We start from the raw sequence: 14,247 nt of genomic DNA on the forward strand, positions 1-14,247 counted from the left end.
ACATTTTATGCATAACCTTCCTGTATTGGCAGAAATGATCGCCAGTTTCAGACATTTCTTTCTATTTTTAAGAACCCGATCCGGTTGTCGTCGCTCAAGATCAACCAAATGTTGCAAGAACATTTCCATGGAGTGGATATGTCATTAGCAAAATTGTTAAACGTAATCATCCTGATCCTCTTCACCATTGGCGCCATCCTGCTGTTCATGCTGGAGATCACCACGGTGCGGCAATCCATCCTCGACCAGATGTCCGCCAACCTCGAGACGGCCATCACCGCCCTCGGCCTGGTGCTGCAAGGCACCCTGCTCAATGATGACAAGGTGCTGGCGGAGACCATCGTCAATGCCATGTTTGACGGCGGTTTCGTCAGCTCGGTCACCCTGCTGGATCCGGACGGCCAACTGCTGTTCCAGAAGGCATTCCACACCGCGCAGCAGAACATCCCCGCCTGGCTGCCGAGCCTCATTGCCATGCCACCGATCAAGGTGGAGCAAGAGCTCACCGATGGTTGGCGCATTCTCGGTACCCTCACCCTCGAGGGGCACAAGGGCTATGCCTACCAGCATCTGTGGAACGCCATCAGCCGCACCGGGCTGGCCCTGCTCGGCGGCCTGCTGGTGCTGACCCTCATCATTCAGTGGGTATGCAACCGGCTGTTGCGTCCTCTCGAGCAGGTGAACCTGCAATTGTTGCAGGTGCGCCAGCGCCAGTTCAGTGGCAACCTGCCCATCCCCTGGCTGAGAGAGTTGCGGGAGGTCGTCTCCTCCATCAACCAGCTGGTCTCCGAGCGCAAGCGGGATCTGCTGCAGCAACGGCTCAAGATCACCCAGCTCGGCAAGCAACACGAGGGCCAGAGCAGCCAACCGCTGATGGGGCTGACACAGACCCCGGGTGACATGCATCTGCAGCATTTCGTCTCTACCCAGGGGGATATCCGGCTCTACAGCCGCCTGCTCCCGCAAAACCCACCGAGTGCGGACAGCTCACCTGACGAGATCCGGGCGCTGCTCAACCACTGGCTCGCACAAAGGACGGAAGGGATACAGCTTCCTCTCAGTCTGCTTGCCCACCCAGACTGGGCACAATTCTCGTCCACACTGGCCAGCGGCAAGGGCAAGACCCTGGACTGGCGCTGGGATCAGCCAAACTTCCCTCCCCTTGCCGAGGAGAGACTGTCGGCCCTGGCGGCTCAGGGGGTCGAGATGGCCTTCAGCAATGTCCCCATGAACAACGACAACCTGACCAGGCTCGACCCCGTCAAACCCGTGTTCATCAGTTGCCAGCTCACCGACGCCCCTCTGTACTGGAACCTGCTTTCCCAATGCCTGCACGCCTCCGGTTACACCCTGCTGGCAGAAGCCAGCGAGGTAACGGATATGGGCACCTTGCGCAGTTGGGGCATCGATGGCTATGCCAGCCAGGAGGCATCATGAAACGTTCCCTGTTGCTGTTCCCTCTGCTCCTGGCGTCTGCCTCTCATGCCCAGACCGTGTCCATCGGTACCGGTGGCGAGCAGGGGATTTATTATCAGGTCACCAAGGAGTTCTGCCGTCTGGCCAACAAGAGCGACCCCGGCCTCCAATGCAAGCCGCAGGCCAGCTCAGGTTCCATCGAGAATCTACGGCAGTTGCAGGCAGGGGAAAGCCCCTATGCACTGGTGCAATCCGACTGGCTCTATCAGGCCAGCCACGGCAGCGGCCCCTTTGCCAAACAACCCCAGCCCGAACTGCGTGCTCTGTTCGCCACCCATGCCGAGCCTTTCACCATAGTGGTGCGGGCCGATGGTGACATCACCAAGCTGGAACAACTCAAACTGGCCCCCATCGACATGGGGTTGAAGCACTCTGGCACCCGTCAGACGGCATTGGCATTGTTCTCTTTACTCGGCGCCACCGAGCAAGACCTCGATCTGAAAAGCGTGGCCAACCAGGCCGAAGCCCTGTGCAGCAAGCAGATCGACGCCTTCGGGCTGGTGATGGGCCATCCGAATCGCATCGTGCTGGACACCTCGAAGCGTTGCGCCATCCGCTTCTTGTCCATCGATGGCCCCGTTCGTGATCAGCTGCTGCAGGGGGTCAAGTATTACCAGCGCAGCCAGGTGCCGGCCCGCATCTACCCGGGCAATCTCAAGGCCACCCCCACCTTCGCCATCGCCGCCACCCTGGTGACCAATGCCAGCATGCCGGATGGGGATGTCTACCGCCTGACCAAGGCCATGTTGAGCCAGCAGACCAGCTTCAACGAGCAGACGTACGGTTACGCCAACCTGTTCCACAAGGCGCGCAATAAAGTCGGCCCGGTGTTGAGCATCAGTCAGCATCCGGGCGCGGCAAGGTACTTTGAGGAGTTGAAAGCGGCGGGCAAGTTATAGCTGACGGCGGGGGGCACGCAGATGCTCGCTGGAGAAGCGGCTCTGCATCGAGGTCCACTGGGTCAGGCGATCGGCACTCCCCGCCAGGGTGCCTTCGCGCCGGGACTTCATCACCCAGATGCTCTTGGCGTCAAAACTGTAAACCGGCTGCAGGTCGTTTCTTTTGCTGCCCGGCAGGATGCGGCCATTGATGTTGTCGAGGACCAGAGGGTCAGATTTGGCGGTGGGAAAGTAAAGCGTCACCATGTGAAACTGGTTGTATCGAATGGCCTTCACATAGGCCAGCCGCAGCTTCTTCTCATCCACCCCCAGCTCCATCAGGGTGTAGTACTTGGAGATACTGTAATCCTCGCAATCCCCACCACGGGCTCCGATAAACTCCAGCGGATTGGCCCAGTAGTCTTCCTCTCCCCATAACCTGGGATCCTCGCTATAGGTCAGGTTGTTGAAGTAGTTGTTCACCAACTCCAGTTTCTGCTGATCCGTCGTGCCCGCCCGCGGGCTGAGCAAGCGGGAAAACGCCTCCGCCCGCTGCAGCGCCCGAGCGCCGTAGACTTCCTGCAACTTGGACTTGAGATCAGGGCTGGCGATATAGCTGGACAGCTGGGAAGCCTGCAACGGGGCACTGATCAGTGCCACCATGCAGGCGGGGATAATCCATTTCATACGGGACACTCCATGTCATGCGCTGGAGGTCAGTATAGTCAGCCCTGATGGTCACACCGAGGTGTTAGCGGCACTCGGCAAAGGCATCGGCCAGTTGCTGCATAAACTGCGGATAACCCTCGGGTCCTAGCGGTACTTGTTCACCCACTTCATCCAGCAGCAGCACCTTGGCCCCCGTATTGCGGGCGACCGACTCGATCACCGCGGGCGAGAATTGCGGCTCGGCATAGATGCAGCTCGCCTGTTTCTCCTCCAGCGCCTTGCGGATCTCCACCAGCGTCCTGGCACCGGGGCGGCGCTCAGGGCTCACGGTAAAGTGACCCTTGGAACTCATGCCATAGTGGCGCTCCCAGTAGCCATAGGCTTCATGAAACACGAAGTAGCCCTTCTGATTGACCGCTTTCATCTGTCCGGCAATCACCTTGTCCTTGGCATCGACCTTGGCCGTGAAGGCTTTCAGGTTGGCACCGTAACGAGCGGCATTGGCCGGATCCTGGGTGCTCAGCGTGTCACTCAGCGCCTTGGCGATCACCAGAGCCTGGGTCGGTCCCAACCAGATGTGAGGATCCACCCCCTCGTGATGATGTCCCTCATGACCGTCATGGTCATGACCCTCATGTTCCTCGTCACCGTGCTCCTCGTGTCCGGCCTGCTTACGATAGTCAAACAGCGGCATGCCCGGCACCTTGGTCAGGGTCAGCACATGGGGATGCTGAGCCAGTGGCTTGGCCATGAAACCCTCCAGCTCGGGGCCAACCCAAACCACCAGGTCGGCGTCATTGATGCTGCGAATATCGGAGGGACGCAGGGCAAAGTCGTGGGGAGAAGCGCCGGTCGGCAGCAGCACCCTGGGCTCGCTCACACCGTCGGTGATGGCGGCGGCGATGAAGCCGATGGGTTTGATGGTGGTCAGCACCTCGAGGGCACGGGCGGGCAGACTCACCGCCAGCAAGGCAGTGATCAGGGCAAGAATGCGCATAGGGGTCTCGTCAGGAAGTATGTGTGTGATAATATAACAGCCAACGCTGTTGTTATATTATAACTCTCACAGGCTGTAAACCCCGGAGCTGTCATGACCCAACTGGTGGAGCTAAAAGATGTCTGTCTCTCGTTTGACGGACGTTCCGTGCTCGACAAGGTCTCCTTTACCCTGAACAAAGGCAAAATCACCACGCTGGTCGGCCCCAACGGGGCGGGCAAGAGCACCCTGAGCAAACTGGTATTGGGCCTGCTCAATCCGGACTCCGGCGAGATCCGGCGCCGCCGGGACTTGCGCGTCGGCTATGTCCCCCAGCGCCTCTATCTGGATCCCACCCTGCCGCTGACGGTGCGCCGCTTCCTGCAGCTTGGCAAGAATGGCCGCCTCTCCATCGAGGAGGCACTGAACCGGGTCGGCGCCCAGGATCTGCTGGACAACCGGATGCAGAAACTCTCCGGTGGCGAGATGCAGCGGGTGCTGCTGGCCCGTGCCCTGCTGGTCAAGCCCGAGCTGCTGGTGCTGGACGAACCGGTGCAGGGAGTGGACATCAACGGCCAGATCGAGCTCTACGCCCTTATCGGCCAGCTCGCCGCCGAGCTCCACTGCGCCGTGCTGATGGTCTCCCACGATCTGCACCTGGTGATGGCCAGCACCCACGAGGTGATCTGCCTCAATCGCCACGTCTGCTGCCATGGCGAGCCGGAAAGCGTGGCTCGTCATCCGGAATTCGCCCGCCTGTTCGGGCGCCCGGAGCAGGAGGTGCTGGCGGTCTATACCCACCATCATCACTGCGACGGTGAACACCACCATCACGAACCGCAGGCCCCGATTATCCGCCTGCCTTCTCGCAACAAATAGCCAAGCAATAGGACATTCCAGTGGACAGCTTTCTGCTATACGCCCTCGCGGCCGGCCTCGGCATCGCCCTGCTGGCCGGCCCTCTCGGCAGCTTCGTGGTGTGGCGCAAGATGGCCTATTTTGGCGACACCCTCTCCCATGCCTGCCTGTTTGGCATCGCGCTCGGCATCCTGCTGCAGGTGGACTTGACCCTGGCAGTGGTGGTCTGCTGCCTCGCCATGGCCATGCTGCTGGTCGTCATGAGCCGCAACCAGCAGGTGGCCACCGATACCCTGCTCGGCATCCTGGCCCACAGCGCCCTGTCGCTGGGCCTGGTGACCTTGAGTTTCATGGACAACGTGCGGGTCGATCTGATGGCCTACCTGTTCGGCGATCTGCTCTCGGTACAGCCCATGGATCTGCTCTGGATCTACGGCGGCGGCGCCCTGGTGCTGCTCACCCTGTGGCGGCTGTGGGATCCCCTGCTCTCCATGACCATCTCCGAGGAGCTCGCGCGGGTGGAGGGTGTACGAGTGGATGTGCTGCGCTGCGTGCTGATGCTGCTGATCGGCCTGGTGATCGCGGTGGCGATGAAGTTTGTCGGGGCCCTCATCATCACCTCCCTGCTGATCATCCCCGCCGCCACCGCACGGCGCTTCAGCCAGACCCCGGAACAGATGGCGGGCCTCGCGGCCCTGATCGGTTGCCTCTCCGTGCTGGGGGGGCTCAGCCTCTCCTGGTATCAGGATACCCCGGCGGGCCCCTCGGTGGTGGTCTGTGCCACCAGCCTATTCGTGCTGAGCCAGTTCAAGAAAGCCTGAATGCAGAGTCCGAGCGCCTCACGTCCGCTTGAGGGGGTCGTTTTCACCGGGGCGCAGGCTCGCCTGCGCCTCCTGCCAGAGCCACTGTCGCAACCGGCTGATGGCGGGTTCATGGGCCCGTGAGCGCTTGCAGACGAAATAGAAGTGATCCCCGGTCTCCAGAGCATGGAGCGGCAGCCGCACCAGGCCGGGATCCTCCGGTTGCAACATGTAGTCGTTGATAAGCGCCACCCCCTGATCCCAGTTGGCCGCCTCCAGCGCCAGCAGGATATGGCTGAAATGGTGCATCCGCGCAGTCGGGGCAATCGTCAGTCCGCCCACCTCGGCCCAGCGCCGCCAATCCTCCCCCTTCTCCCGGTAGATCGCCTGGATGGAGAGCAGTGGCAACTGCCACAGGGCCTCGGGCCACTCCCCCTCCACCTGCTGCCACAGTCGCCGGCTGCACACCGGCATCAGCCGCTCCCGGTAGAGCAGATCGTGCATGTAGCCAGGCCCCTCGGGGGACACGGTGATGAAGCCGTCCGCCACCCGATCGGAGAGCTCGGGATCTTCAGCTACCATCTCCAGGCTCAAGTCCAGCTCGGGGTAGAGCTGGCGCAGCCCCGCCAGACGCGGGATCAGCCACTTCACCGCGAACGAGCTGTAGACCGCGAGCCTGACCCGCATCTCGCCGCCACCGCGCAGCTGCTCGCTGCTGTGGGCAATCTGGCCGAGCCCCGCCGAGATCCCCTCGAAGTAGACCTCCCCCTGCGCCGTCAGGGAGAGCAGCCGTCCCTGGCGCAGCAGCAACCGCTCCCCGAGAAAATCCTCAAGCAGACGGACCTGATGGCTGACGGCACTCTGGCTGACGTTGAGCTCCAGCGCCGCGCGGGAGAAGCTGAGCAGGCGGGCGACCACCTCGAAGTATTGAACGGCGCGCAGGGGAGGCAGCTTCATTATCTAAAATTCTCATGGATGGTCATTTTTTATCATTTTACTGGATAACAAGCCCCAGACTACTCTTACCGCTTCTGAAACGGGAGGCAGTATGAATGCAGTCGGGATAGGCATCCTCTATCTGGTGCTGGGCAACATGGTGGCGGTCTTCTCCGACGCCCTGGTCAAGGTGCTGGATCCGGATCAGCCGGTGTTCCAGTTCGTCTTCTTCCGCCAGCTCTCCGCCGCCCTGTTGCTGATGCCCTGGCTGCTCTGGTCCTGGCGCGCACACCCGCCGGTCGCCATCAAGTGGCACCTGCTGCGAGCCCACATCTGGGCGGCCGGGGTCTGTTTGATGGTGGTCGCCCTCACCCGGCTGCCGCTGGCCACCGCCAACGCCCTCTTCTACGCGGCGCCGCTCTTGATGGTGCCGCTCGCGGTCTGGCTTGCGGGAGAGGCGCTGTCGCGCCAGAAGGTGGTGACGGCGCTGCTGGGTTTTGTCGGGGTGCTGATCGTGCTGCGGCCGACCGAGGTGAACTGGGCCGCCCTGGCCGCTCTCGGCGTGGCATTGTCATTGGCGGTCAACAACCTGCTGATCAAGCGCATCCCCCTCAAGCAGCCCATCGCCCAGACCCTGTTCTTCACCAACGTGCTGAGCATGCCCATCATACTGGCGCTGGCCTGGTGGGAGGGGGGCGACTGGCAGTGGCAGATGTGGTGGCCTGCCTTCGGTTCGTCGGCGCTGATCATGGTCTATGCCGGGCTCTGCGTGATGGCCTATCGCAAGGCGGAGGCGAGCAAGATCGCCTCGGCGGAGTACACGGGGCTCTTGATGGCGGTGGCCATCGGGGTCTGGCTGTTCGATGAGCAGCCCGGCCTGCCGCTGCTGCTGGGGTGCCTGTGCATCATACTGCCCCTGGTCGCCATGGCCCGCAGCAAACCCAAGCCGCTGGCCGAGCCCGCGACCTGAGTCCGAGACAATAGGGTCACCCCAGCAGTGGGGTGACCCTCTGTTTAAGGTGCGGGATCACCTCCTGCTCGAACCAGGGATTCTTCTTGAGCCAGAGGGTGTTGCGCGGCGAGGGGTGGGGCAGCGGCAGCCAGGCGGGGCCGTACTCGGCCCAGTGTCTGACCGTCTCGGTGAGGGTGTGTTGTGCTGCCTTGCCCAGATAATGATGCTGGGCGTACTGGCCGATGAGCAGGGTCAGCTCGACATTGGGCAACAGCATCAGCACCTTGTCGTGCCAGGTCGGCGCGCACTCGGGACGGGGGGGCAGGTCCCCGGACTTGCCTCGGCCCGGGTAGCAGAGCCCCATGGGCATGATGGCGATGCGGGAATCGTCGTAGAAGGTCGTTTTATCCACCCCGAGCCAGTGACGCAGCCGATCCCCGGAGGGATCGTCCCAGGGGATGCCGCTGGCATGGACCCGGGAGCCCGGTGCCTGACCGATGATCAGCAGGCGGGCAGAGGCGGCCCCCCGGATCACCGGTCTGGGGCCGAGCGGCAGGTGAGCCTCACACAGGCGGCAGGCCCGGATCTGTTCAAACAGGACGTCGAGTCGATTCATGGGGGCATGGTAGCAGAGTTTTCCCGCCGATCCCGCTTGTGAAAGCCGTGGCGGATACCTATCATGCGGCCACAATTGTTTAATTTAATAAACGGAAAGCGATGAAGAACTGGCTGGGCCCCGGCAGTGCGGCCCTCTCTTTCGTGCTCTGGGGCATGCTGCCGCTCTATTACCAGTTCATGCCCGAGGTCAACATGTGGGAGCTGCTCTCTCACCGGGTGCTCTGGTCGGTCGTCCTGCTCGGCAGTCTGTTCCTGCTGCTCGGCGTACGGGTGCCCTGGGCACGCCTGCGCGGCGAGCCGCGCCAGCTCGGCCTCATCCTGCTGGCGGGCCCCGTCATGTCCATCAGCTGGTGCATGTTCACCTGGTGCCTGACCACCGGCCAGGTGCTGGCCACCAGCCTCGCCTTCTTCATGACGCCCCTGTTCAACATCGTCTTCGCCGTCCTCTTCCTCAAAGAGAAGCTCACCCCGCAGAAACACCTGGCGGTGGCCCTGGCGTTGGCCGGTCTCGCCTACATGCTGTTCTCCTACGGCGAGCTGCCCTGGTTCTCCCTCATCATGGGGGCCAACTTCGCCTTCTACGGCCTCATCAAGAAGAAGGTGCGCTATGACGCCGGGGCCAGCCTCTATCTCGAATCCCTGGTGCAGCTCCCCATCGCCCTGCTGATCATCGGCTATCTCGGCGTCCAGGGTACCAGTCTGTTTATGGACGGCGACTGGCGCGAGCGCCTGCTGTTGATGGGCAGCGCTCCCGCCACCCTGCTGCCGGTCGGGCTCTTCTGCTACGCCGTGGCCCGCACCCGCATGAGCACGGTCGGATTGCTGCAATACATAGAGCCGAGCCTCGCCTTCCTGCTCGCCATCTTCTGGTTCGGGGAGACCCCGGATCCGGTGAAATCCGTGGGCTTCGCCTTCGTCTGGGCCGGCCTGCTGGTGAGCCTGCTGCCCCTGCATCGACTCCGGCGCAGTCAGGTGCAGTGGAAAGAGTCATGACGACAGACGTTTGTACCGATAAACCGGCAGATAACTGGTTTATCTATCTGGTGCGTACCCAGGGTGGTGCGCTTTACGCCGGTATCACCACGGATCCCGAGCGGCGCCTGCGCCAACATCAGAGTGGCAAGGGGGCGCGTGCCCTGCGTGGCAAGGGGCCTCTGACCCTGGTGTGGCAGCAGACCGTCTCGGACAAGGGCCAGGCCCTGCGCCTCGAATATCGCCTCAAGCAGCAGAGCAAGGCCTTCAAGGAGCGGCTGGTGCAAGAGCCAGCCCTCTGGGATGAGTGGTACAGCGCCTGGCTGACCAGCCTCTCCACCCCCGAGTCAGTCAGCCCTGCGCCATAAAAAAGGCCACCGCAAGGGTGGCCGTAAAGTGCCAGGGAGGCCTAACGATAGGTATTGGATTGCTTGCGCCTGTTGCTGAGCAGCCAGCACACCACCAGCACCAACAGCAGCCAGGGCGCCAGCTTGATGACCAGAGCAAGCATGCCGGCCAGGATGCCAAACAGCGCGAAGACCCCGCTCACCAGCAACATGGCCAGCACGGTAAATCCGGTCAGCGCCATGGTGACCAGCACCAGCATCAAGACGATAAATTCCAGCATGTTTTGCTCCTTGGTATCTCATTGGCAGATAGAAACCCTGCCTGGGTCAATCCAGCCAGCGTTTCAATTCACGGCGCGGCGGCATGATGAGCACCGCCAGCAGGTAGGCCGCCAGGGCCAGGGGTGGCATCAGGATCAGGGCGAGCAGCATGACCACCCGCACCGTCACCCTGGAGATCCCGAGCCCGTTGGCAAGACCGGCGCAGACGCCGGTGAGCTTGCGGTGGGCCAGATCTTTCGGCCAGGGGGTCATCATCAGGCCTCCTCTTTTTGGCCCTTCAGACGGGCCAGCTCGCGTTCGATCTCGTCATTGAGCTCCAGCTCGCGGAACTGGGCCTCGAGGGAAGGATTCTGCCCCAGGGTCGCCGCCTCCAGCTGGGCTTCCAGCTGATCCACCCGGCCCTGGAAACCATCGAAACGGGCCATCAGTTCATGCGTGCGCTGGTTGTCCACCTGGGCGCGGGCCCGGATCCGGCTGTGGGCGGTCTGCTCGCGCAGGGTCAACATCTTCTGCTTCTCCCGCGCCTCGGTCAGCTTGGTCGCCAGGCGCTCGCTGTCGGCGGTCAGCTGGGCCAGCACCTCGGCCACCCGGGCCTTGTCCTGCTCCAGCTGTTCGCATTTCTTGACCTCGGCCAGCTTCTCGGTGAGGGCGGCGCGGGCCAGGTCTTCCCGCCCCTTCTGGATGGCGAGCTCGGCCTTGGCGGACCACTCCTGGATCTGGTGGCGCAGCGCCTGCTGGTGGCGTTCCAGCTGCTTCTGCTCGGCAATGACGCGGGCGGCCTGGGTTCTCATCTCGACCTGGACCTGCTCCATCTCCTCGATCATCAGCCGCAGCATCTTCTGTGGCTCCTCACTCTTGTCGAGCAGGCTGTGCAGGTTGGCATTGATCACGTCGGTCAGGCGGCTAAATACGCTCATGGTCTGGCTCCTTGTGGATGGGATGTCTATCTCTCCCAGATGCATTACAAGAGCCGTGCCAAGAAAATTTATCCTTTCTTTACAAAGAGATGGTGGTTGTTAGTGGACATTCAACGGGCAGGTAGTGGTGAAAAAAACCAATGAAGTGGTGATTTTAACCAATAAAAAAGGGAGCCAGCGGCTCCCTTTCTCTCTTCTCAGGCTCAGGCGGCCTTGTGGTGACCGAGCTTGGCGTCCAGCTCCGCCAGCTTGGCCTCCATCCGGGCCCGGCAGGTGTCGGACAGCTCGCGAATGCCGGCGGCGCCGTGCTCCTTGCTGCACACGGGGGGCAGCATCTCCAGCAGCACCTCGCCGTTGTCCCAGCGGTTCAGATCCACCTGGCCGAAGTAGCTGGAACAGACGATGGGCACCACGGGCACCTCGGCCTGCACGGCGGTGTGGAAGGCGCCGGCCTTGAACGGCAGCAGGCCACGGCCCTGGGAGCGGGTCCCTTCCGGGAACATCCAGATGGAGGTGCCGCGACCCTTGATGCGATCCACTACCTGGCCGATGGTGCCGATGGCGCGGGAGCGGTTGGATCTGTCGATCAGCACGTTGCCGGAGAGCCAGAAGATGAGGCCGAAGAAGGGCAGCCACAGCAGGCTCTTCTTGCCCACCGCCACCACGCCGGGCACCACGGCGCCGGTCACGGTGAAGATGTCGAAGTTGCTCTGGTGGTTGCACACATAGACAGCCGGGCCGACCGACTTGATCTCGTCGGGAATGGTGACCCTGACCTTGAGCCCGATGAGAGGGCAGACCGCATGATACATGCGGGCAAAGACATAGACGTTGTTGGGATGGCGCGGGCGCACCAGACAGAGCAACAGACCGAATACGAACCAGAAGACGAGCAGCAGGGCAAGCAGCAGCACGCGGGCAATTTTGAGCATCGAACACCTCGGAATTTAACTCGGCGCAGTATACTGGTCCCCCTTTTAGCGAACAAGCGTTCGCCAAACAGAACTGACCACCCCAGGCGGTACAGACCGGCCCCGGCTTGCTCCTCCCGTCATTGGCCGTTAGGATGTGCCCATCTTGATGAACGGGGCAAGCATGATTCACCAACAACGTGTGGCGAAACGACTCCTGCTGCTGGTCTGCCTGCTGGTGCTCAACTGCGCTGCCCAGCCGCTGGCCCGGCTGGCCCTGCTCGATCACGCCCTCAGCTGCCAGACCCTGCCCTCGCTCGCCGATGCCGAGGTTCAGGATGGCGCCACCAATCCGCAGCCAAATAGCTGCCAGCTCAACGGCAAGTGGCTGAGCGCCGCCACCCTGCTCTGCGTCGAGCAGCTCTTCTTCGCCATCGCCCTGGTGATCGCCCTCCTGGCCCCGCTCTGGCGATATGTTCCCCCCTTGCCTCCCCCGAGAGTCATCTCACCGCCCGAGCGGCGTCTGCACCTTCGTCTCTGCGTCTGGCGGGAATGAGTTCGACTGCTAGCCATTAGCCGTCATTCATTTTTTTGCGAGAGAACAAGATGTCAACATTCCTCAAGGCAACCCTGTTACTGGGCTGCCTGCTGTGGCAATCCACGGGATTGGCCAGCGACACGGGCTGGCTCACCAGCCCCCAGAACGATCACGCCAAGATCAGGCTGCAAGCCGATCGCAGTGACCCACAGCAGACCCGGATCCTGCTCGATGTGGCGCTGGAAGCGGGCTGGAAAACCTACTGGCACAGCCCGGGTGAGGGGGGGATCGCCCCCCAGATCCTGTGGGACGAACCGGTCACGGACTTCCACTGGTACTGGCCCACCCCCCGTCACTTCGAGGTGGCCGGGCTCAGCACCCAGGGCTACCAGCAGAGCGTCAGCTTCCCCCTCAGCCTGAGGGCCGATGCGGATCAGCCCCTCAAGGGTACGCTGCGCCTCTCCACCTGCAGCAACGTCTGCATCCTGACCGATTACCCCTTCACGCTCGATGCGGACGGCACGGCGCCCGCCGGTTTCGACTTCGCCTGGGCCAAGGTCATGAGCGCCCTGCCCCAGCCCCTGCCCGCCGACACCCAGGTGAAGGTCAGCTACGGGCACAATCAGCTGCAACTCCTGGCGGAGCGCCCCCAGGGCTGGCAATCCCCGGCCCTCTTTATCGATGCGCTGGAGGGCGCCGAATTCGGCAAGCCCGAGCTCGAGGTGCAGGGCAATACCCTGACGGCCCGGGTGCCGGTCAGCGACGGCTGGCAGGGAGACGCGCCCGACTTGCGCGGCCAATCCCTCGGCCTGTTGCTCACCGACGGGGAACAGGCCTGGCAGGCAAAGGCCGCCATCGGCGAGGCCCTCTCCCTGCCGGCGCCAGGCAGCTCCCTGCCCTGGCTGCTCGGCATCGCCCTGCTCGGCGGCCTCATCCTCAACCTGATGCCCTGCGTGCTGCCGGTGCTGGCCCTCAAGCTCGGCTCTGTGCTGCAACAGCAAACACAACAACAAGGGACGATACGCAAGCAGTTCTTCGCCGCCAGCGCCGGCATCCTGGTCTCCTTCTGGTTGCTGGCCGCCATGAGCAGCCTGCTGCGCGCGACCCAGGGGGCGGTCGGCTGGGGCATCCAGTTCCAGAGCGCCGGTTTCATCGGCTTCATGGTGCTGGTGACGGCGCTGTTCTGCGCCAATCTGCTGGGCTTGTTCGAGATCCGTCTGCCAAGCGCCCTCAGCACCCGGCTCGCCACCAGCGGCGGCAACGGCCTCGGCGGCCACTTCCTGCAAGGGGGCTTTGCCACCCTGCTGGCCACCCCCTGCTCGGCCCCCTTCCTCGGCACCGCGGTCGCCTTCGCACTGGCGGCGCCGCTCGGGGAGCTCTGGCTCATCTTCACCGCCCTCGGGCTTGGCATGAGCCTGCCCTGGCTGTTGGTGGCGGCCCTGCCGCGCCTCGCACTCTGGCTGCCAAAGCCCGGTCGCTGGATGGGCCAGCTGCGTATCCTGCTCGGCCTGATGATGCTGGGCTCCAGCCTCTGGTTGCTGAGCCTGCTCGCCAACCACCTCGGCACCCTCACCACGGGCTGGCTGATGGTGGGCCTGTTGCTGGTGCTGCTGGCAGGCATCATCTGGCGTCATGGCATCCGCGGCTTCACGCTGGCCCTCTCCCTCTCGGCCCTCGTGGGGGGCGCCCTGCTGCTGGGCGGCGCCTTCAGCGCCCAGGGCGGCACAACCGCCGATCGGGTCGCCTGGCAGCCTCTGTCTGAACAGGCTATCACTCAGGCATTGGCCCAGAACAAGCGGGTCTTCGTGGATGTCACCGCCGACTGGTGCGTGACCTGCAAGGCCAACAAATACAACGTCTTGCTGCGCGATGAGGTGCAGACCGCCCTCTCGGCCCCGGATGTGGTGGCCCTGCGCGGAGACTGGAGCAGGCCGAGCGACACCATTTCCGCCTTCTTGCGCAAGCGGGGGGCGGCCGCCGTGCCCTTCAACCAGATCTACGGCCCCGGCCTGCCAGAGGGAGAGACCCTCTCTCCCCTGCTGGACAAGGGCGACCTGCTCGACGTCTTGAACAAGGCCGGCCTCATCAAGCCCGCCACCCATTTCTGAGGAGAATCC

17 protein-coding genes are annotated in these 14,247 nt (G+C 63.0%); 9 read left to right on the forward strand and 8 right to left on the reverse strand.

Features of this window, described 5'->3' with window-relative positions; all coding sequences use genetic code 11:
* The first annotated feature begins 138 nt into the window (after nucleotides 1–138).
* Complete coding sequence (locus ACW5W7_RS09800) at nucleotides 139–1,437, forward strand: LapD/MoxY N-terminal periplasmic domain-containing protein (protein ID WP_456501560.1); 1,299 nt, start codon at nucleotides 139–141, stop codon at nucleotides 1,435–1,437.
* Nucleotides 1,434–2,375 carry a TAXI family TRAP transporter solute-binding subunit gene (locus ACW5W7_RS09805; protein WP_349919817.1) on the forward strand — a complete coding sequence of 314 codons (942 nt, stop codon included), beginning with the start codon at nucleotides 1,434–1,436 and terminating at the stop codon, nucleotides 2,373–2,375. Before ACW5W7_RS09800 ends, ACW5W7_RS09805 begins: the two co-directional genes overlap by 4 nt.
* On the opposite strand, the gene ACW5W7_RS09810 is transcribed toward ACW5W7_RS09805, so the two are convergent.
* Both ACW5W7_RS09810 and znuA read right to left on the reverse strand, forming a co-directional pair.
* Complete coding sequence (locus tag ACW5W7_RS09810) at nucleotides 2,370–3,041, reverse strand: transglutaminase-like cysteine peptidase (RefSeq protein WP_456501561.1); 672 nt, start codon at nucleotides 3,039–3,041, stop codon at nucleotides 2,370–2,372. The genes ACW5W7_RS09805 and ACW5W7_RS09810 overlap by 6 nt on opposite strands.
* A gap of 64 nt (nucleotides 3,042–3,105) precedes the next feature.
* Nucleotides 3,106–4,020, reverse strand: a complete 915-nt coding sequence (gene znuA, locus ACW5W7_RS09815; protein WP_456501562.1) for a zinc ABC transporter substrate-binding protein ZnuA — start codon at nucleotides 4,018–4,020, stop codon at nucleotides 3,106–3,108.
* A gap of 93 nt (nucleotides 4,021–4,113) precedes the next feature.
* Here znuA and znuC point away from each other — a divergent pair, with 93 nt between their 5' ends.
* Complete coding sequence (gene znuC / locus ACW5W7_RS09820; RefSeq protein ID WP_349919821.1) at nucleotides 4,114–4,878, forward strand: zinc ABC transporter ATP-binding protein ZnuC; 765 nt, start codon at nucleotides 4,114–4,116, stop codon at nucleotides 4,876–4,878.
* A 20-nt stretch (nucleotides 4,879–4,898) separates the two neighbouring features.
* Nucleotides 4,899–5,678 carry a zinc ABC transporter permease subunit ZnuB gene (gene znuB, locus ACW5W7_RS09825; protein WP_349919823.1) on the forward strand — a complete coding sequence of 260 codons (780 nt, stop codon included), beginning with the start codon at nucleotides 4,899–4,901 and terminating at the stop codon, nucleotides 5,676–5,678.
* An 18-nt stretch (nucleotides 5,679–5,696) separates the two neighbouring features.
* Here the strand turns inward: znuB and ACW5W7_RS09830 are convergent, their stop codons facing one another.
* On the reverse strand, nucleotides 5,697–6,614 hold the full coding sequence (locus tag ACW5W7_RS09830) for a LysR substrate-binding domain-containing protein (RefSeq protein ID WP_456501563.1): 918 nt from the start codon (nucleotides 6,612–6,614) through the stop codon (nucleotides 5,697–5,699).
* 91 nt (nucleotides 6,615–6,705) lie between these two features.
* On the opposite strand from ACW5W7_RS09830, the gene ACW5W7_RS09835 reads away from it, so the two are divergent.
* Nucleotides 6,706–7,563, forward strand: coding sequence for a DMT family transporter (locus ACW5W7_RS09835; RefSeq protein WP_456501564.1), 858 nt, complete (start codon nucleotides 6,706–6,708; stop codon nucleotides 7,561–7,563).
* Between the two features lie 16 nt (nucleotides 7,564–7,579).
* Here the strand turns inward: ACW5W7_RS09835 and ACW5W7_RS09840 are convergent, their stop codons facing one another.
* Nucleotides 7,580–8,161, reverse strand: a complete 582-nt coding sequence (locus ACW5W7_RS09840; protein WP_456501565.1) for a uracil-DNA glycosylase family protein — start codon at nucleotides 8,159–8,161, stop codon at nucleotides 7,580–7,582.
* Between the two features lie 101 nt (nucleotides 8,162–8,262).
* Here ACW5W7_RS09840 and rarD point away from each other — a divergent pair, with 101 nt between their 5' ends.
* Nucleotides 8,263–9,156, forward strand: coding sequence for an EamA family transporter RarD (gene rarD, locus ACW5W7_RS09845; protein WP_434664424.1), 894 nt, complete (start codon nucleotides 8,263–8,265; stop codon nucleotides 9,154–9,156).
* Nucleotides 9,153–9,503, forward strand: a complete 351-nt coding sequence (locus tag ACW5W7_RS09850; protein ID WP_434664425.1) for a GIY-YIG nuclease family protein — start codon at nucleotides 9,153–9,155, stop codon at nucleotides 9,501–9,503. Before rarD ends, ACW5W7_RS09850 begins: the two co-directional genes overlap by 4 nt.
* 41 nt (nucleotides 9,504–9,544) lie before the next feature.
* Here the strand turns inward: ACW5W7_RS09850 and pspG are convergent, their stop codons facing one another.
* The 4 genes from pspG to ACW5W7_RS09870 all read right to left on the reverse strand — a co-directional run bounded on the left by pspG (nucleotide 9,545) and on the right by ACW5W7_RS09870 (nucleotide 11,613).
* On the reverse strand, nucleotides 9,545–9,763 hold the full coding sequence (gene pspG, locus ACW5W7_RS09855) for an envelope stress response protein PspG (protein ID WP_349919830.1): 219 nt from the start codon (nucleotides 9,761–9,763) through the stop codon (nucleotides 9,545–9,547).
* Between the two features lie 46 nt (nucleotides 9,764–9,809).
* Nucleotides 9,810–10,016 carry a PspC domain-containing protein gene (locus ACW5W7_RS09860; protein WP_349919831.1) on the reverse strand — a complete coding sequence of 69 codons (207 nt, stop codon included), beginning with the start codon at nucleotides 10,014–10,016 and terminating at the stop codon, nucleotides 9,810–9,812.
* A gap of 2 nt (nucleotides 10,017–10,018) precedes the next feature.
* Nucleotides 10,019–10,681, reverse strand: coding sequence for a phage shock protein PspA (gene pspA / locus ACW5W7_RS09865; protein ID WP_456501566.1), 663 nt, complete (start codon nucleotides 10,679–10,681; stop codon nucleotides 10,019–10,021).
* A gap of 203 nt (nucleotides 10,682–10,884) precedes the next feature.
* The gene (locus tag ACW5W7_RS09870) at nucleotides 10,885–11,613 is read right to left on the reverse strand and encodes a 1-acylglycerol-3-phosphate O-acyltransferase (protein WP_349919835.1); all 729 of its coding nucleotides are present in this window, start codon (nucleotides 11,611–11,613) and stop codon (nucleotides 10,885–10,887) included.
* Between the two features lie 163 nt (nucleotides 11,614–11,776).
* Between ACW5W7_RS09870 and ACW5W7_RS09875 the strand changes: the two genes are divergently transcribed.
* Nucleotides 11,777–12,148: a hypothetical protein gene (locus tag ACW5W7_RS09875; RefSeq protein WP_456501567.1), complete on the forward strand. Its 372-nt coding sequence runs from the start codon at nucleotides 11,777–11,779 to the stop codon at nucleotides 12,146–12,148.
* 50 nt (nucleotides 12,149–12,198) lie between these two features.
* Nucleotides 12,199–14,238, forward strand: a complete 2,040-nt coding sequence (locus ACW5W7_RS09880) for a protein-disulfide reductase DsbD family protein (protein WP_456501568.1) — start codon at nucleotides 12,199–12,201, stop codon at nucleotides 14,236–14,238.
* The last annotated feature ends 9 nt before the right edge of the window (nucleotides 14,239–14,247 follow it).

Source organism: Aeromonas intestinalis (assembly GCF_054052485.1).

Bases quoted from the DNA above. Each gene is read 5' to 3' on its own strand.
- rarD (WP_434664424.1), top strand. From the start codon at position 8,263: ATGAAGAACTGGCTGGGCCCCGGCAGTGCGGCCCTCTCTTTCGTGCTC.
- ACW5W7_RS09870 (WP_349919835.1), bottom strand. From the start codon at position 11,613: ATGCTCAAAATTGCCCGCGTGCTGCTGCTTGCCCTGCTGCTCGTCTTC.
- pspG (WP_349919830.1), bottom strand. From the start codon at position 9,763: ATGCTGGAATTTATCGTCTTGATGCTGGTGCTGGTCACCATGGCGCTG.
- ACW5W7_RS09800 (WP_456501560.1), top strand. From the start codon at position 139: ATGTCATTAGCAAAATTGTTAAACGTAATCATCCTGATCCTCTTCACC.
- ACW5W7_RS09860 (WP_349919831.1), bottom strand. From the start codon at position 10,016: ATGACCCCCTGGCCGAAAGATCTGGCCCACCGCAAGCTCACCGGCGTC.
- ACW5W7_RS09840 (WP_456501565.1), bottom strand. From the start codon at position 8,161: ATGAATCGACTCGACGTCCTGTTTGAACAGATCCGGGCCTGCCGCCTG.
- ACW5W7_RS09805 (WP_349919817.1), top strand. From the start codon at position 1,434: ATGAAACGTTCCCTGTTGCTGTTCCCTCTGCTCCTGGCGTCTGCCTCT.
- ACW5W7_RS09875 (WP_456501567.1), top strand. From the start codon at position 11,777: ATGATTCACCAACAACGTGTGGCGAAACGACTCCTGCTGCTGGTCTGC.
- pspA (WP_456501566.1), bottom strand. From the start codon at position 10,681: ATGAGCGTATTTAGCCGCCTGACCGACGTGATCAATGCCAACCTGCAC.
- ACW5W7_RS09835 (WP_456501564.1), top strand. From the start codon at position 6,706: ATGAATGCAGTCGGGATAGGCATCCTCTATCTGGTGCTGGGCAACATG.
- ACW5W7_RS09830 (WP_456501563.1), bottom strand. From the start codon at position 6,614: ATGAAGCTGCCTCCCCTGCGCGCCGTTCAATACTTCGAGGTGGTCGCC.
- ACW5W7_RS09880 (WP_456501568.1), top strand. From the start codon at position 12,199: ATGTCAACATTCCTCAAGGCAACCCTGTTACTGGGCTGCCTGCTGTGG.
- ACW5W7_RS09850 (WP_434664425.1), top strand. From the start codon at position 9,153: ATGACGACAGACGTTTGTACCGATAAACCGGCAGATAACTGGTTTATC.
- znuA (WP_456501562.1), bottom strand. From the start codon at position 4,020: ATGCGCATTCTTGCCCTGATCACTGCCTTGCTGGCGGTGAGTCTGCCC.
- znuC (WP_349919821.1), top strand. From the start codon at position 4,114: ATGACCCAACTGGTGGAGCTAAAAGATGTCTGTCTCTCGTTTGACGGA.
- ACW5W7_RS09810 (WP_456501561.1), bottom strand. From the start codon at position 3,041: ATGAAATGGATTATCCCCGCCTGCATGGTGGCACTGATCAGTGCCCCG.